Source organism: Neorhizobium petrolearium (assembly GCF_029854435.1).
Classification (GTDB): domain Bacteria; phylum Pseudomonadota; class Alphaproteobacteria; order Rhizobiales; family Rhizobiaceae; genus Neorhizobium; species Neorhizobium petrolearium.
In genome coordinates, this window is the sequence record NZ_CP123000.1 from 2,016,650 (window position 1) to 2,033,514 (window position 16,865).

15 protein-coding genes are annotated in these 16,865 nt (G+C 60.7%); 2 read left to right on the forward strand and 13 right to left on the reverse strand.

Annotated elements, in window-relative coordinates:
• Positions 1–2: 2 nt before the first annotated feature.
• Genes QEO92_RS10340 through QEO92_RS10350 form a run of 3 tightly spaced genes read right to left on the reverse strand, consistent with a single transcriptional unit; the run spans position 3 to position 2,171 of the window.
• Positions 3–440, reverse strand: coding sequence for a Fur family transcriptional regulator (locus QEO92_RS10340; protein ID WP_037148474.1), 438 nt, complete (start codon positions 438–440; stop codon positions 3–5).
• On the reverse strand, positions 440–1,264 hold the full coding sequence (gene znuB / locus QEO92_RS10345; RefSeq protein ID WP_227702917.1) for a zinc ABC transporter permease subunit ZnuB: 825 nt from the start codon (positions 1,262–1,264) through the stop codon (positions 440–442). Before znuB ends, QEO92_RS10340 begins: the two co-directional genes overlap by 1 nt.
• Positions 1,257–2,171, reverse strand: coding sequence for an ATP-binding cassette domain-containing protein (locus QEO92_RS10350; protein ID WP_227702918.1), 915 nt, complete (start codon positions 2,169–2,171; stop codon positions 1,257–1,259). The genes znuB and QEO92_RS10350 overlap by 8 nt, the downstream gene beginning before the upstream one ends.
• Positions 2,172–2,268: 97 nt before the next feature.
• Between QEO92_RS10350 and znuA the strand changes: the two genes are divergently transcribed.
• Positions 2,269–3,255 carry a zinc ABC transporter substrate-binding protein ZnuA gene (znuA, locus tag QEO92_RS10355; RefSeq protein ID WP_227702919.1) on the forward strand — a complete coding sequence of 329 codons (987 nt, stop codon included), beginning with the start codon at positions 2,269–2,271 and terminating at the stop codon, positions 3,253–3,255.
• 149 nt (positions 3,256–3,404) lie between these two features.
• Here znuA and QEO92_RS10360 read toward each other — a convergent pair whose 3' ends face one another.
• The 10 genes from QEO92_RS10360 to QEO92_RS10405 form a co-directional block, all read right to left on the reverse strand.
• On the reverse strand, positions 3,405–3,743 hold the full coding sequence (locus QEO92_RS10360) for an RcnB family protein (protein WP_210056431.1): 339 nt from the start codon (positions 3,741–3,743) through the stop codon (positions 3,405–3,407).
• A gap of 126 nt (positions 3,744–3,869) precedes the next feature.
• A complete protein-coding gene (locus QEO92_RS10365) occupies positions 3,870–5,480 on the reverse strand; it encodes a glycoside hydrolase family 43 protein (protein ID WP_227702920.1) in 1,611 nt (536 codons plus the stop codon).
• A gap of 56 nt (positions 5,481–5,536) precedes the next feature.
• The gene (gene mgrA / locus QEO92_RS10370; protein WP_227702921.1) at positions 5,537–6,580 is read right to left on the reverse strand and encodes an L-glyceraldehyde 3-phosphate reductase; all 1,044 of its coding nucleotides are present in this window, start codon (positions 6,578–6,580) and stop codon (positions 5,537–5,539) included.
• Between the two features lie 63 nt (positions 6,581–6,643).
• On the reverse strand, positions 6,644–7,777 hold the full coding sequence (locus tag QEO92_RS10375; RefSeq protein WP_227702922.1) for a Gfo/Idh/MocA family protein: 1,134 nt from the start codon (positions 7,775–7,777) through the stop codon (positions 6,644–6,646).
• A 24-nt stretch (positions 7,778–7,801) separates the two neighbouring features.
• Complete coding sequence (locus tag QEO92_RS10380) at positions 7,802–8,563, reverse strand: sugar phosphate isomerase/epimerase family protein (protein WP_227702923.1); 762 nt, start codon at positions 8,561–8,563, stop codon at positions 7,802–7,804.
• Positions 8,564–8,586: 23 nt separating this feature from the next.
• Positions 8,587–11,019 (reverse strand): beta-mannosidase, encoded by a 2,433-nt coding sequence (locus tag QEO92_RS10385; RefSeq protein ID WP_227702924.1) that lies wholly within the window; start codon positions 11,017–11,019, stop codon positions 8,587–8,589.
• Between the two features lie 55 nt (positions 11,020–11,074).
• Positions 11,075–12,187: an ABC transporter ATP-binding protein gene (locus tag QEO92_RS10390; protein WP_227702925.1), complete on the reverse strand. Its 1,113-nt coding sequence runs from the start codon at positions 12,185–12,187 to the stop codon at positions 11,075–11,077.
• A gap of 6 nt (positions 12,188–12,193) precedes the next feature.
• Positions 12,194–13,138, reverse strand: a complete 945-nt coding sequence (locus QEO92_RS10395) for a carbohydrate ABC transporter permease (protein ID WP_227702926.1) — start codon at positions 13,136–13,138, stop codon at positions 12,194–12,196.
• Positions 13,131–14,033 carry a carbohydrate ABC transporter permease gene (locus QEO92_RS10400; RefSeq protein WP_037147141.1) on the reverse strand — a complete coding sequence of 301 codons (903 nt, stop codon included), beginning with the start codon at positions 14,031–14,033 and terminating at the stop codon, positions 13,131–13,133. The genes QEO92_RS10395 and QEO92_RS10400 overlap by 8 nt, the downstream gene beginning before the upstream one ends.
• A gap of 94 nt (positions 14,034–14,127) precedes the next feature.
• Positions 14,128–15,363, reverse strand: a complete 1,236-nt coding sequence (locus QEO92_RS10405; protein ID WP_227702927.1) for an ABC transporter substrate-binding protein — start codon at positions 15,361–15,363, stop codon at positions 14,128–14,130.
• Positions 15,364–15,778: 415 nt separating this feature from the next.
• Between QEO92_RS10405 and QEO92_RS10410 the strand changes: the two genes are divergently transcribed.
• The gene (locus QEO92_RS10410; RefSeq protein WP_227702928.1) at positions 15,779–16,831 is read left to right on the forward strand and encodes a LacI family transcriptional regulator; all 1,053 of its coding nucleotides are present in this window, start codon (positions 15,779–15,781) and stop codon (positions 16,829–16,831) included.
• The last annotated feature ends 34 nt before the right edge of the window (positions 16,832–16,865 follow it).

Sequence of the window (16,865 nt, forward strand, 5' to 3'; positions counted from 1 at the left end):
ATTCAAGCGGCACAAGCCTCGCAGAGGCCGCGGATCTCGATGGTCGTCTTGGCGGGTTTGAATCCCTTTCCCTTCGCCCAGTCGCCGAGGCGGTGGTCGACCTGGTGGTCGTGGAATTCGAAGACATGGCCGCAACTCTCGCAGATCGCAAACGCGACCGTGCCGTGGTGGCCATGACCTGTGCTGCAGCATTCGCTGTTCGGATGGGCGCAGGCGACGAAGGCGTTCAGGCTTTCCAGCCGGTGCACCATGCCGAATTCGGTGAGCTTGTCGAGCGCGCGATAGACCTGCAGCGGAGCGCGGAACCCATGGTCGCGCAGCTTGTCGAGAATGGTATAGGCGCTCATCGGCGCGTCGGAGCGGTTGAGCACCTCGAAGACGAGCGACTGGTTCTTGGTCAATGCCGGGGTTGAAGCCGGTGAAGATACCGGTGCGTTCATCATCGCACTCCTGTGTTGCCGGCCCTCTCGGCCGTGTTTTTCCCCGCTACGGGGATAAGGCTTACAATGAAAAGTAAGAGTGCCGCCACCACAATGGAAGGTCCGGACGGCGTATCATAAGTAAGTGAACCGAACAGTCCGCCGACGACCGCGACCGCGCCGATCAGCGAGGCCGCGACGGCCATCACTTCGGGGCTCGACGAGAACCGCCGCGCCGTGGCGGCGGGAATGATCAGCAGCGCCGTGATCAGCATGATGCCGACGACCTTCATGGCGATGGCGATGACGAGCGCCATCAGAAGCATGAAGAGAAGCCTGGCCCGAGCCGGCTTCATGCCTTCCGCCTCCGCGAGATCCTCGCTGACGGTGGAGGCGATCAGCGGCCGCCAGAGCGCGATGATCGCCGCGATCACCAGCACGCCGCCGCCCCAGATCAGCGCGATGTCGGCGCGCGTCACCGCCAGGATATCTCCGAACAGGAAAGCGACGAGGTCGATCCTGACCCAGCTCATGAAGGCGACGAGTACAAGGCCGATCGCCAGCGCCGAATGGGAAAGGATGCCGAGCAGTGCGTCGGCGGAGAGTGATTGCCGCCGCTGCAGCATGAGGAGCAGCAGAGACACGACGACTGCGACGCCGAACACCGAGACGAGCAGATTGACCTGGAAGAAAAGCGACAGGGCGACCCCAAGCAAGGCCGAATGAGCCATCGTATCCCCAAAATAGGCCATGCGCCGCCAGACCACGAAACAGCCGAGCGGACCGGCCGTCAAAGCTACGCCGATGCCGGCAATGAGGGCTCGCGTGAAGAAATCGTCAAACACGGTCGTCCTCCCTGCCCGTGGCCGGTGCAAGATGGCTATGCGTGCTGTTGTGATGAAGTTGATGGTCGTGAGAACTGTGGTCCTCGTTTTCGTGATGATGCCCGTCGCCCGGATGGCAATGATCGGTGATCGAGCCGTCGCCATGCAGCACCCGCCCGTCCGGCAGATGGGTATGGTCATGATGATGGCTGTAGACCGCCAGCGAACGGGAATTGCCGCCGAAGAGTTTCAGGTAATCGGCACTCTGGCCGACCACCTCCGGCGTGCCTCGGCAGCAGATATGGCCGTTGAGGCAGATCACGGTGTCGGTACCGGCCATCACCATGTGCAGGTCGTGCGAGATCATCAGGATACCGCATCCGGTGGAATTGCGGATCGAACGGATCAGGTCGTAAAGCGCGCTTTCGCCGGCGAAATCGACACCCTGCACCGGTTCGTCGAGCACCATGAGGTCCGGCTTGCGGGCGATCGCACGGGCCAGCAGAGCGCGTTGGAATTCACCGCCGGAAAGATGCCGCACTTCCGCATCGACGAGATGTGGAATGCCGGTTGCTTCAAGCGCGGCCCGGAGTTCTGCGTCGTCGAGCGAACCGGTAAGCCGCATCAGGCGCCGGACCGAGAGCGGCATGGTCCAGTCGATCGCAAGCTTCTGCGGCACATAACCGATCCGCAGGCCATGCATACGGGTGACCGTACCTTCGTCCGGGCGCAGCACGCCGATCGCAACTTTCGCCGTCGTGGATTTGCCGGCGCCGTTCGGGCCGATCAGCGTCACGACTTCGCCGCGGCGGATCGAAAAATCCACGCCGCGCACCAGCCATCGGCCATCCCGGCGGATGCCGGCATTGTCGAGCGATACAAGCCGGCTTTCGCCGGGAAGGGCCGCAGCCCCTGTGGTCGTCAGCATGTTTTTTCCGGATTCCCTGTTGTCAGTGGCTATGACACACGTTATAGCATAACGCAATTGATGTAATAACATTACAGAGCAATACAAGGACGTGAAAATGAAACCGGTCCCCCTTTCCCTTCTCTCGGCTGCAACATTTTTCGCGAGTGCCGCGGCGAGCGCCGCTGCCCCGGATGTGGTGGTTTCGATCAAGCCGATCCACTCGCTGGTGGCGTCGATCATGAAAGGCGTCGCAGAACCGAAGCTGATCGTCCAGGGCGCCGCCTCGCCCCATACGTTTTCCCTCAAACCCTCCAATGCGGCCGCGATCGAAAGCGCCGACGTGATCTTCTGGGTCGGTCCCGGCATCGAGGCCTTCCTGGAAAAGCCGCTGAAGGCGCTGGCCTCCTCGGCCACGGTGGTCGAACTGGAGGATGCGCCGGGCCTCGAAAAGCTGCCCTTCCGTGAAGGCGGCGCGTTCGAAGCCCATGATGATGAGCATGAAGGCGAGGAAGCGCATGGGCATGATGACCATGACCACGACGAAGAGCAGCATGCCGGTCATGAGGATCACGATCACGGAGAATTCGACACGCATCTGTGGCTCGATCCGATGAATACCAAGGCCATTGCTGCCGAGATTGAAAAGACGCTGGTCGAAGCCGATCCCGCCAATGCGGCGACTTATCAGGCCAACGGAGCCTCGCTTTTGAAGCAGATCGATGCGCTGGATGCCGAACTGAAGGCCACCATCGCGCCGGTGAAGGACAAGCCCTTCATCGTTTTCCACGACGCCTATCAATATTTCGAACATCGTTACGGCGTCCGCGTCGCCGGTTCGATCACCGTCAGCCCGGAGACGATGCCGGGCGCTGAACGCGTCAACCAGATCCACAAAAAGGTGACGGAGCTTGGCGCGACCTGCGTCTTTGCCGAGCCGCAGTTCGAGCCGAAGCTGGTGGCTGTGGTGACGGGGGGAACTCCGGCCCGTTCTGGGACGCTCGATCCGGAAGCGGCAACGCTGAAGGAGGGTCCTGATCTTTATTTCGAGCTGATGCGGGGATTGGCAAGCTCAATGAAGAACTGCCTCTCCCAAGGCATGTAGGGAATGGAAGCACGGTCGCTGATCGCATAGCGGCGACCTTTGCGGGGCCTGCGGGTGGGAAGGCAAAACGCCCGCAGGCCGTCCGCGATGCAGAGCATGTCGCGCAAAAGTGAGCAGCGATTTTGCGATAATGACATGCTTTCAAGGCGTCAACGCGCTGCGATGATGCTGGAGATCACGCCGGTGGCGATGCCGACCAGCAGAAAATCGTTGTCGGCCTTGACCCAGCGATAACCGCGCGGCGGAGCCGAAAGGCGGTAGCGGCGGTAGTCGCGGATTTCGGCCATGTGCCGGCGCTCAGCGGGCGTCATGCGATGACCTTTGACCCAACGGGTCTTCTTGACGACCACCTTCTTCTTGACGACTACGTTCTTTTCGACGACCGGGCCGCGATGGCGATCCGGGCCATGGCGCCAGTCCTGTGCTTGAGCGGCAAGCGGTGCCGCAAGCACGGTTGCGGAAAGAAGGATCGCAAAAAACTTTCTCATCGGTGTTTCCTCGTGTTGAACACGCCCGGAAACTAGGCCTTGGATAATGAACCATAAGTGAACCGAAAATTACATTTCAGTAATGAAATTATGATCTTCCGGTAATTTTTTGATATTCAGAATTCACTATTCTAGCACCTCGTAAACAAAATGGCCGAAGTCCGCCGGCTTTGCCCGTCCCGAGGTGTCGAAGGCGAAGATGCCGGCAAAGGCGCCGGTGAACGAGCCATGCTCGCCGCGCCCGCCCTCGTCTGAGATGACGCCGGCATCGAGCATGGGGCCAAGAGCCACCCAGTCGTTCGAGCCGCCGCCCCGCCAGAAGAACTGAAGGTCGTTGTCGCGGATTTCCATCGCAAGATGGATCGAGCCGTCCGGGACGGAGACGCCGCTTTCGGCCGGAAAGCTCATGCGCCCGTGCGGAAAGTCGCCGGCGCAGGAGAAGATCGTCACGACACGGCCGAGCTTTTCATGCAGCGTCACCACGACGGCATGGAACTTGTGGCGATTGTAGTAATGCGTCAGCCCCGCGACCTGCTGGTAGGTATCCGGCTCAAATTCGACTACGGTCTCGGTACGGAAGGAATGATGCTCCTGCCTGCGGGCGACCAGCGAGTGCTCGAACCAGGAGCCGATGCTTTCCCGGCCGAAGAGGCGCAGATGGCCTGGTCGTTCGGCGAGGCTGAAAAGCCGCTCCGGATGGGGCGTCCTCAGCCACTGGAATTCCGGCGGCAGGCTCGGCTTGTCGAAAGTGCGTTCGATGCGCGTTGGCTTTTCGATCGACTCGGCACCGGTCGGTGCCGGCACGTCGACATCGGGAACGACGCCGCCCTGGACGAGATAGAGCCAATCATCTTCCCATATGCATTTCTGGATCGCGGTTTCGCGGCCGAGCGTGCACCGCCGGTGGGGCGGCAGCGGACGGCCGCAGAGATGCGTATGATAGGCCTCACCCGCCGGCGTCTCGACATATTGCCCGTGCCCGGCACGTTGCAGGACGGCATTCGGGTGATCCTTCGAGGTGATGAGATGCGTCTGCGGATGCATCTCGTACGGCCCTTCGATCGCTCGCGACCGCGCCATGGTGACCGCATGCTCGTAACCGGTGCCGCCTTCGGCGGTCGTCAGATAATACCAGCCGTTCCGCTTGAAGAGATGCGGACCTTCAACGAGCCCGAGCGGGCTGCCGGCAAAGATGTTTCTGACAGGACCTTTCAGCGCCCTCGCCTTTGGATCCCATTCCTGCAGAAGGATGCCGTCGAAGGCCGGATGTTTCGGTGCCCCGCCGTAGCTTTCGGTGCGATGGTTCCATTGCATGTTGAGAAACCACTTGCGGCCGTCATCGTCATGGAAAAGCGACGGGTCGAACCCCGAAGAATTGATATAGACGGGATCGGACCATTCCCCTTCGATGGTTGGCGAGGTGACGATATAGTTATGCGCGTCCTTGAAATTGCCGTCGAAACGCTTGACGTCGGTATAGACGAGCCAGAACAGGCCGTCGGCATGGGAAAGGCATGGCGCCCAGATGCCGCAACTGTCGGGATTGCCGCGCATGTCGAGCTGGCTGGCGCGTTCCAGCGGCCGGCGCACCAGGGTCCAGTTCACGAGATCGCGCGAATGGTGAATCTGCACGCCCGGATACCATTCGAAGGTCGAGGTGGCGATATAATAATCCTCGCCGACACGGCAGATGGACGGATCGGGATTGAAGCCCGGCAGGATCGGATTGCGGATCATGTCTCCTCCCAGTGACAGGTGAGAATGCCCGGCAGCGAGCTTGCCGGGCGGGATGGTCAGCGTTGCGGCCCCTTGCGCTCGGCCGAAGCAGCCCAGAGATTGATATCGGCGTCCTTTGCGTAAGTATCGATCTCCGCGAGCTCCGCAGCCGTGAAATCCGGCTTTTCGAGAGCCTGCACGCAATCCTCGACCTGCTCCGGCCGGCTGGCGCCGATCAGCGCCGTCGTGACACGGCCGCCGCGCAAAACCCAGGCGATCGCCATCTGCGCGAGTGTCTGGCCACGCCTTTCAGCGATCGCATTCAGCGCGCGCAGGTTTGCAACGTTCCTCTCGTTGAGGAAGGCGGCGCGCAGCGACTTGCCTTGCGCCGCACGGCTTTCCTCCGGAATGCCGCCGAGATATTTCGACGTCAGCATGCCCTGTGCCAGCGGTGAAAAGACGATCGAGCCGATACCGAGGTCTTCCAGCGTGTCGAGCAGACCGTCTTCTTCCACCCACCGGTTGATCATCGAATAGCTCGGCTGGTGGATGAGGACCGGCGTGCCGAGCTCCTTCAGGATCGCCGTGGCTTCGCGAGTGCGCTTCGAATTGTAGGACGAGATGCCGACATAAAGCGCCCTGCCCGACCGGACGATGTGGTCGAGTGCACCACAGGTCTCTTCGAGCGGTGTTTCCGGGTCGAAGCGGTGCGAATAGAAGATGTCGACATAGTCGAGGCCCATGCGCTTCAGGCTCTGGTCGCAGGAGGCGATCAGGTATTTGCGGCTGCCCCATTCGCCATAGGGCCCGGGCCACATGTTGTAGCCGGCTTTCGACGAGATGATCAGTTCGTCGCGATAGCCCCGGAAATCTTCCCGCAGGATCTGGCCGAAGGCGAGTTCCGCACTGCCGGGCTTCGGGCCGTAGTTGTTGGCAAGGTCGAAATGCGTGATGCCGAGATCGAAGGCCTTGCGGCAGATCGCAACCTTGCGCTCGTGCGGCGTGTCGTCCCCGAAATTGTGCCAGAGGCCGAGCGAGATGGCCGGAAGCTTGAGCCCCGAACGGCCGCAGCGATTGTATTTCATGGTTTCGTAGCGGCCTGCCGCCGGTTGCCAGGACATGGCGCCCTCCTGTGTCGTGGATCAAAGCGGGCGCGAACGGCCCCGCTTCAAACACATAGCGGATCAGCGAAGAAGCGCCAGTGCCTCGTCGATGCCGAGTGCGGCCGGCTGGGTGCAGGTCGTGGAGAGCTCGATGAACCGGCCCTCTTCCCCTGATTTCAGGATCGAGGTCATGACATCGACGCCGTGCAGCGTGCGCTCCAGTGAGCAGCGCGGGTCACGCCCCTCGATGAGCGCCATCGCCATGTCCGCAAGACCTGCGGTGCGGTAGTTCGCCCTTGGCCCCTGCGGATGTTCCTGATTATCGATGCCGAACGGATGATCCCACGGTTCCAGCGGCTGGATGTCCTTGTTGCGGCCGCTGGCCTCGACGATGCCGCCGAAAAAATTCGGGTCCGGCACGAAGATCGAACCCTCGGTGCCGTAAAGCTCCATGTTGGCGTGGCGGTGCGACCAGACATCCCAGCTTGCCGAGAGCGTGATCGTCGCGCCGCTGACGAATTCCAGAAGCGCGTGGATATTGGTCGGAGTCTCGACCGGGATGACCTGGCCTTTCAGCGGTTCGCTGGTGATGGTGCGGGTCTTGTTGGCCATCGAAGTCAAAGCACCCACCCGCTTCACCGGACCGATGAGGTTGATGAGATTGGCGATGTAATACGGCCCGAGATCGAGAATCGGCCCGCCGCCTTCCAGGAAGAAGAAGCCAGGATTGGGATGCCACATCTCCATGCCGGGGCTCATGACGTGGCAGGTGCCGGATGTGATGCGGCCAACGCCGCCCTCGTCGATATGTTTGCGGGCGAGCTGATGCGAGCCACCGAGGAAGGTGTCCGGCGCGCAGCCGACGGCAAGCCCCTTCTCCCTCGCAAATGCCTGCAGCGCCTTGCCCTCTTCCAAGGTCACCGTCAGCGGCTTTTCGGAATAGACGTGCTTGCCCGCTTCGAGGATGGCCTTCGAGACGGAGAAATGCGCCGCCGGGATCGTCAGGTTGACGATCACGTCGAGTTCGTCATTGGCAAGCAGGTCGGAGATCGACTGCGCCTTGACGCCGTATTCCGCGGCGCGCATTTCGGCCGCATCGTCGCTGAGGTCGGCGCAGGCAAGCACCTTCAATCCCCTGAAGAGCGGCGCAAGCTTGAAATAGGTGGTGGAAATATTGCCGCATCCCATGATGCCGACGCCAAGTTCCCTAGGCATGGAAAAACTCCGGAATCTCTGTGATCAATAGGTCTTGAACGAGGCGATCGAACGCGTGAGCAGCCGTTCGACATCCTTCGGATTGTCGTGTTCGAGAACGTAATGTTTCGCCGGCGTCTTCCTGAGCGCCGCCATCAGATCCTTCCACGGCACCGTGCCGTAGCCGACATCGGCCCAACCGTCTTCGTCCGTGTTTTCACCGGCCGGCGCAATGTCCTTCACATGCACCGCAGTGATACGCTTGCCATAGCTTTCGATCCACCCGTAGGGATCGGCGCCGCCGCGGATGAGCCAGGCTATGTCCGCTTCCCAGGCGAGATCGGGACCGCCGGCGAGAATCTGTTCCTGCGGTGTCGAGCCATCGCCAAGCGTCTTGAACTCGAAGTCATGGTTATGCCAGCCGAATGTATAGCCGGCATCCTGATACCGCTTGCCGGCTTCCTGAAGGCGCTGGCCGAAGGCAAACCAGCCGGCGGCGTCGCTCGGCCGCTGATCGGGCATGAGGAAGGGGCAATAGATTGCCACCATGCCGAGCGTCTTGGCGATGAGCAGTGCCTGCGCCGGCTCCTTTTCAAGGAGATCGAGACCGAAATGGCCGGTCGGCATGGTAAGCCCGTTGGCGTCGAGATCGGCCCGCAATGCTTTCAGGCCGGCCTCATCGAGCGTCGCATAGAGGCCGCCATACCCTTCGACTTCCGAATATCCGGCCCTGGCGACCTGCTTCAGGATGTCGGAGAGTGGCGGAAAATTGCGGGCGCAATAAAGCTGAAAACCGAGTTTCGTCATGTGATCCTCCCTTGAAAAGAGCCTCAGCCTGCCGCTTGGCAGGAATAGAGATCGTAGATGCGGAATTGCGGAGCCGCACCGACGGGCGCGGCGGGCGTGAAGGTGATGCGGCGGCTTTCGCCGGCAGCAAGATCGAAGGCATTGTCGGAATAGCGCCCGGCGGTGCCGCTCTCGATCAGCACGAAAAGGGCAAGGCCTCTGGCCTGGACGAGGAGATCAAACGCGCCATCACCGGCTGGAGACACGGAAAACTTAAGACCCGACGGCTCCAGCTCCAGCGCTTTGTAAGTGCCCAGGACATGATGCCCCTCCTCGCCCATGCCGTTGGAAACGGTAAAACTCCAGGCAAGGATCAAGCCTTCGGGAATGTCCGAAACGGGTAGGGTCAATGCGGTCACTGCAGCATCCGGCGTGCACACGGCCTCAATGCTCTGCAACGGGCTGCGCTCGCCGTTCAGGGTGAGAAGCGACAGATTGATGGTCACCGTCACATCCTCGGGCGTGTCATTGACCAGCGAGATGCGGATGTTCTTTCCGTCCTCCGATGGGATGGCCGCCACCGCGACCGGCTGGAAGAAGCGGCGGGCCATGTAGTGCAGCACCTTCCAGCTTCCGCCATAATCGAGGCTCGACCAGGAGGCGACCGGCCAGGTGTCGTTGAGCTGCCAGTAGAGCGTGCCCATGCAATGGGGTTTTAAAGAGCGCCAGTAATCGACAGCCGTCTTGATGGCGAGGCCTTGCTGCACCTGGCTCAGATAGACGAAATTGGCAAAATCCTTCGGGAAACGGAAATTGCGGAACATCGTGCCCGCTATCCGCTCGTTGCCGCCGGCATTCTTCTGGTGGTGCTCCATGACCGGCGAGGCGATGTTCATGTCCTTCTGAGCCGCATAGGTCTCGATGACCGGCAGCGACGTGTAGGACTGGAAACCGAATTCCGAGCAGAAGCGCGGCCGGACCGACCGATAATCGCTAAACGGCTTGTTCTCGTGCCAGACGGACCAGTAGTGCATGTCGCCGGAACCGTCCGCATGCCAGGCGTCGCCATAGTCGAGATAACCGGAGGCAGGGCTCGACGGCCACCAGATTGCCTCAGGCGCCGCCGTCTTCAACGCCTGCTCGATCACCCGGTTCAGCCGGTCGTAGGAGACGAGGTAACGGTCGCGGTTTTCCAGCGATTCCTTGAACCAGTTGAGCGCTCCGACCAGCTCATTGTCACCGCACCAGAGAACGATCGACGGATGCGAGACAAGCCGGCGGGCCTGATAGTCCACCTCTGCCTCGACGTTTTCGAGGAAGTCGGGCGCCGAGGGGTAGAGGTTGCAGGCGAACTGGAAATCCTGCCAGATCATCAGGCCCAGCCGGTCGCAGAGATCGTAGAACCAGTCCTGTTCATAGAAACCGCCGCCCCAGACGCGGATCATGTTCATGTTGGCGTCCACGGCCGAACGCAGCAGGTCTCCGGTCTTTTCCGGGCTTGTCAGCGAAAAGAGCGCGTCCGCCGGAATCCAGTTGGCGCCGCGGCAGAAGATCTCGCGGCCGTTGATGCGGAAGGCGAAGCGACTGCCGGCGTTGTCCGGATCGGTCAGCAGCTCGACCCTGCGAAGACCGATCTGCCGGACGACCGTTTCGGCCGGAATTTCGACGACGAGTTCGTAGAGCGCCTGTTCGCCGCTTCCCGCCGGCCACCAGAGCCTTGGGTTCTTGATTTCGAAGACGTGATGAATGGTGGTCGTACCCGCGTCGATGCCGCAATCGAGCCGTACCCGTTCTCCGTTGAATGAAAAGTGGACGGGCAGTATCCCGGGCTCCCCGGCATAGAGCGTCAGCGCCACATACAGTTCGACCCCATCATTGTGATGTCTCTGTGTGGTGACGACTTGTTCGATGCGGGCCGTATCGAGCTTTCGCAAGGCAATCGCGCCATAAAGGCCAAGCGGTGCCAACGCGATATTCCAGTCCCAGCCGAAATGGCATTGCGGCTTGCGCAGCATGTTGCCGTTGGGAATCGGACAATTGGCCGTGGAATAAGGAATGTAGAAAGGCTGATGCGCCTGCCGGTCGGCGCCTGCCGCGATATTCGAATGGAAATGGATGCGGATCGTGTTCTCGCCAGGTCGAAGTGCCGATGAAACATCGGGCCGGTAGCGGCGGAAGCAGTTGTCGGCCGAGAGCACCGGGACGTCGTTGACGAAGACGATCGCGACCGTATCGAGATAGGTGATGTCGAGATACCAGCTGCCGTCCGGATCGTCGAGCACGAAGCGCCGCTCGATGACCCAATCTGTATGAGCCACCCATTGGACAGCGTCTTCGTTCCGCCCGAAATAGGGGGCCGGAATGATGCCCGCGGATTTCAGCGCGGTGTGGACGTCTCCCGGTATCGGCATCATGGCCCGATGCTCTCCATCGGCAGACGCAAGCTGCCATGAACCCGAGAGGTCGATCACGGTCATGCCGCAACCTCTGAAATGTCATGCCGTGCCGATCCGGTCCTCCTCCAGCCAAACATCAGATGCGTTCTTCCGTTTCGGCATCGAAAAGCGACGCCATGCTCATGTCGAACCCGACGCGGACCTTGGTGCCGACCGCATAGCGCCGCGCTCCGCCGATGCGGGCGGTTACCGCATGGCCCGCATGCTTCAGCCAGAGAAGATTGTCGGCGCCCATCGGCTCCTCGATCTCGACCACGGCGTCGTGCACTTCTCCGCCCTGGATGTCACCGTCCACCTTTATGTGCTCCGGCCGAACGCCCAGAATGACCTTGCGGCCCGGGGTAAGCGGCTTGGAGGCCTCGTAGCCGTCGAGCGAGAAGCTGGTGCCGTCGGTTTTGAACACAACGCGGCCGCCCTCCTCTGAAAGCTCGCCTTTGAGAAAATTCATCGACGGCGAACCGATGAAACCGGCGACGAAACGGTTCCTCGGCCGATTGTAGATCGTCGTCGGGTCATCGAGCTGCTGGATGACGCCGTTTTTCATGATGGCAATGCGGTCGGCGAGCGTCAGCGCCTCGATCTGGTCGTGGGTGACGTAGATCATCGTGTTCTTGAGCGATTGGTGCAGTCGCTTGATCTCGACGCGAAGCTCCGAACGCAGCTTGGCGTCGAGGTTGGAGAGCGGCTCATCGAACAGGAAGACGTCGACATCGCGCACCAATGCACGGCCGATCGCGACGCGTTGCCGCTGGCCGCCGGAAAGCTCCGCGGGCTTGCGTTTGAGAAGCGGCTCGATCTGCAGGATGCCGGCGGCACGCGACACCCGCTTGGCGATCTCATCCTTCGGGAGGCCTGCGACACGCAGGCCGAAGGACAAATTCTTCTCGACAGTCATCTGCGGATAGAGCGCGTAGGACTGGAAGACCATGCCGATGCCGCGGTCCTTGGGTTCCTCCCAGGTGACGTTCTTGTCCTTGATGAAGATCTGGCCCTCGGTCGGCTCCAGCAGTCCGGCGATACAGTTCAGGAGTGTGGACTTGCCGCACCCGGACGAGCCGAGCAGCACCAGGAATTCCCCGTCGCGGATATCGAGGTTCAGGTTTTCCAGAACCTTCACCGAGCCGAAGGAAAGCGACAGATCCCGAATGGAAACGCTGTTCTGCTTTTTTATGGAAACGGTGTCATGCATCAGGCTTTACCCTTTGACTGCGCCGGCGGCGATGCCGCGGACGAAAAGCCGGCCGGAAACGAAATAGACGATCAGGGGAACAGCACCCGTCAGCAGCGTCGCCGCCATGTTGACGTTGTATTCCTTCACGCCCTGGACCGAGTTGACGATGTTGTTGAGCTGCACGGTCATCGGATAGGTATCCGGCCGGGTGAACACCACGCCGAACAGGAAGTCGTTCCAGATACCCGTCACCTGCAGGATCATCGCAACCACGAAGATCGGCAGCGACATCGGCAGCATGATCCGGAAATAGATCTGCCAGAAGCCTGCACCGTCGATGCGGGCCGCCTTGAACAGCTCGACCGGCAGCGATGCGAAGTAGTTGCGGAACAGCAGCGTCAGTATCGGCATTCCGAAGATCGTGTGAACGATGACGAGGCCGGTCAGCGTACCGTATATGCCCAGTTCCCGAAGCACGATGACGATCGGATAGATCATCACCTGGTAAGGAATGAACGCACCGATGATGAGGATCGAGAAGAAAAGCTCGGCCCCCTTGAAGCGCCAGTTGGCAAGCGCATAGCCGCTAACGGAAGCAACCGCGATCGACACCACCACCGACGGCACGAGGATGCGCACGGAATTCCAGAAGCCGCGCGAAAGCCCGTCGCAGTTGAGGCCGGTGCAGGCCTGCGCCCAGGCCTTCACCCAGGGTTCGAAAGTGATCTCCATCGGCGGAGCGAAGATGTTGCCGAGCCGCACCTCCGGCATGCCCTTGAGCGAGGTCACGACCATCACATAGAGCGGCAGGAGGTAATAGAGTGCCGCGACCGTAAGCGTTCCATAGAGCACGATATTGCGCCGCGAGAGCACCCTTTTCGGCTTGCGGCCGCTGGGACCGGAGGCGAGCCCCCGCGAAACCGCATCGATGCCGGCTACGGTCGTATTGAGAGTGGAAACGTCAGCCACGCTTGCGCCCTCCGAATTCGAGATAGGCCCAGGGAATGATGATGATCGCGATCGTCAGCAGCATCATGGTCGATGCAGCAAAGCCCTGACCGAGATTCTGTGCCTGAAACATATAGTCGTAGACGTATTTGGCCGGCACTTCCGAGGCGTTTCCGGGTCCACCGCTGGTCTGGGCCACGACGAGGTCGTAGACCTTGACGATGCCGCTGGCGATCAGGACGAGCGTGGTGATGAAGACCGGCCGCATCATCGGAATGACGACGAAGATATAGGTGCGCCACATCGGTATGCCGTCGACGCGCGCCGCCTTCCAGATGTCCTCGTCGATACCGCGCAGACCGGCCAGCATGAGGCACATGACAAGTCCCGTGCCCTGCCAGAGCGCTGCAATCAGGATGCCGTAGATGACGATATCCGGATTGTAGAGCGGATCGAACGCGAAGCTTTCCCAGCCGAGCGACCGCACAATGCCCTGAATGCCGAATTCCGGGTTGAGAACCCATTGCCACACGAGACCGGTGACGATGAAGGACAGTGCGAAGGGATAGAGGAAAATGGTGCGGAACGTGTTCTCGAAACGGATCTTCTGGTCCATCAGAGCCGCGAGCACGAAGCCGATGACGAGGCTGAAGATGAGCGACAGGATTCCGTATACCGCCAGGTTCTGGATGGAAATCATCCAGCGCGACGAAGCCCAGAGACGTTCGTACTGATCCAGGCCGACGAAATTGAACCGCGGCAGAAGCCTTGAATTGGTGAAGGAATAAACGACGGTCCACAGCGTGCCGCCGAGAAAGATCACCACCGCGATGAGGATCATCGGGATCGAGGCGATCTTCGAGTTGAGATTACGCAAAAGATGGTTGGGCCGACCTGATGGAACGGTTTTCGCCATGTTTCCTCCTCGATCGCGGTTGCAGTATTCCCGCACCCCTTTTCCCGGCCCCGCCTTGCGGGCGGAGCCGGTTACGACAGGCAATGAGACGGGATCAGTCCGCCGAGCCGATGATTTCCGCAAAGCGCTCCTGCGCCTGTTCCGGCGTGATCGATGTGCCGGCGAAGAATTCGGACATCAGGTCCTCCTTCTGCTTCTGCGTATCGGCGGAAACCAGCTGGTCGGTACTGGTGACGACGTTGCCCTTCGAGATGATCTCGATGCCTTTCTTCATGCAGTCGTTGGCGGCTGCGAGATCCACGTCACCGCGGATCGGCACCGATCCCTTCTTCAGGTTGAACGCAACCTGGGTTTTCGGATCGACGATCGTTTCGGCCAGGATGTCCTGCGCCTTGGACTTTTCCTCATCGTCCAGAAGCGGGAAATAGAAGGCGTCGCCCCCGGTCGCCAGAACCTGGTTGAGGCCGAGGCCCGGAAGGCAGGTGTAGTCCGTGCCGGCCTTCTTGCCGGCGATCTGGAATTCGCCCTGCGCCCAGTCGCCCATGATCTGTCCGCCGGCCTTGCCGGTGAGGACGAGATTGGTCGCCTGGTTCCAGTCCTGGACGTTGGAGCCCTTCGCCAGCTGGCGCGCTTGATCGGCGGCAGCGAAAATCTTCGCCATCTCCGGTCCGGCAGCGGCTTCCTCGTCCTTGTCCTTGTAAACTTTCTCGTAGAGTTCCTTGCCGCCGATGGCGATCACCAGCGTGTCGAACAAACCGTTGGCCTGCCACGGCTGCCCGCCGAGCGCGAGGGCCTGCAGGCCCGCCTTCTGCAGGGCCGGCGCCGCGGCCACGAACTCGTTCCAGTTCGTCGGCACCGGTACGCCCGCCTTCTGGAAGGCTTCATTAGAAAGCCACAGCCACTGCCAGGAATGGATATTGACAGGCGCGCAGTAGATCTTGCCGTCGATCGTGCAGGAATCGAGCAGGCTGACAGGCTTGATGACTTCCTTCCACTTGCCTTTCTCCGCAACGGCGGTGAGGTCGCGCATCAGGCCAGCCTGCACCAGTTCTTCGGCCTGACGACCATGGTTGAACTGCGTCGCGGCCATCGGATCACCGCCGGTAATGCGGCTGATCATGATGGGACGCGCCGTGCTGCCGGAACCGGCGATGGCGCCATCCACCCACTTGTTGCCGGTGGCATCGAAAGCCTTGGCGAGTTCCGCGACCGCTGCGGCTTCGCCGCCGGATGTCCACCAGTGGGTGACTTCCAGATCGGTGGCGTGGGCCGCTCCGAGCGGCAGCACGACGGTTGCGGCCAGAATGGCTGTCATAGCACGAATATTCATGAGTCTCCTCCCTCACTGAAACGTTGCCGTGAAAACGTATGCCAATCAGATAAATCGCGCAACCGGTGTGGCTGGAAAAAAATCGGGATCCGAGAAAATACAATTTATAAGGGAAAACGCCCTCATCCTCTCAGATCGCCGATCTCCCCGATCGGCCAAGAAATTCGCTGCAATCACGAGGAATCCTGTCGATGCTCACTCATCCCCATTTCGCGAGTGCAAAAATCCTCTCGCATATGCGTTGTGCAACCGGAAGATATATGGTTCTGCGGACCTGGAAATTTTCCCTCGACATTTTACCTGTAACGTTTCAGTTTTATGCCTGACGTGGAGGAGAAAAGAAAGGGTCGCTCCGTTTTCAGGCAAGCTTGAACTCACTATAGTGATCTCCTGACTCGGGTAGTGACGGCGGATAATGGACGACAGCGGAAGACCAAGAACGCTCGGAGCGCGGGACGCGGTCCGCGAGCGCCCCACCTTGAAGACAATCGCCTATATGACAGGGCTGGGGATAACCACCGTCTCACGGGCGCTGAAGGATGCGCCTGATATCGGCGCAGAGACCAAGGAGCGGGTGCGCCTCGTCGCCAACCAGCTCGGTTATCAGCCGAACCGCGCGGGCGTCAGGCTGCGCACCGGCAAGACCAACGTGATCGCCCTCGTGCTCAGTATCGACGAGGAACTGCTGGGCTTCACCAGCCAGTTGGTGCACGGCATTTCCGAAGTGCTGGGCGGCACGCAATATCACCTCGTGGTGACGCCGCATTCCTTCGAGAAGGATCCGATGGTGCCGGTGCGCTACATTCTCGACACGGGTTCAGCCGACGGCGTGATCATTTCGCGTATCGAACCCGATGATGCGCGGGTGCGGTTGATGACGGAGCGCAACCTCCCCTTCGCAACGCATGGGCGCACGGATATGGGCATCGTGCATCCCTTTCACGACTACGACAACGAAACTTACGTTTATCAGGCTGTCCAGAAGCTCGTCCAAAAAGGCCGCAAACGTATTGCGCTTCTCGCGCCCCAGAGCCGTTTTTCCTTCTACACCCACAGCCGTATCGGCTTTGAACGCGGTTTGACGGATTTCGGTGCGACGGAAGTGCCCATGGGCCGCGTGACGAGTGAAACCCCGCTGGACGAAACTCGTGCCTACGCAGAACGGCTGATGCGTTCGGCCGGATCGCCGGATGGCATCATCTCGATCAGTGGATCGGCAACAATCGCCCTGGTCGCCGGCCTCGAAGCGGCCGGCAAGAAGCTCGGTATCGATGTCGATGTCGTCTCGAAACAGTCGGCGGAATTCCTGAACTGGATCCGGCCGGAAATCTATACCGTCAACGAGGACGTGCGGCAGGCCGGGCGCGAGCTCGCGAAGGCTCTGATGGCGCGTATCGACGGCGTGGCACCCGAACTCCTGCAGAGCATCGCCCAGCCGGTCTGGTCGAAAATGGGCCCGAAGGATTGAAAAGCCCGCCCATGCGGGCTTTTTCCATCGCTCA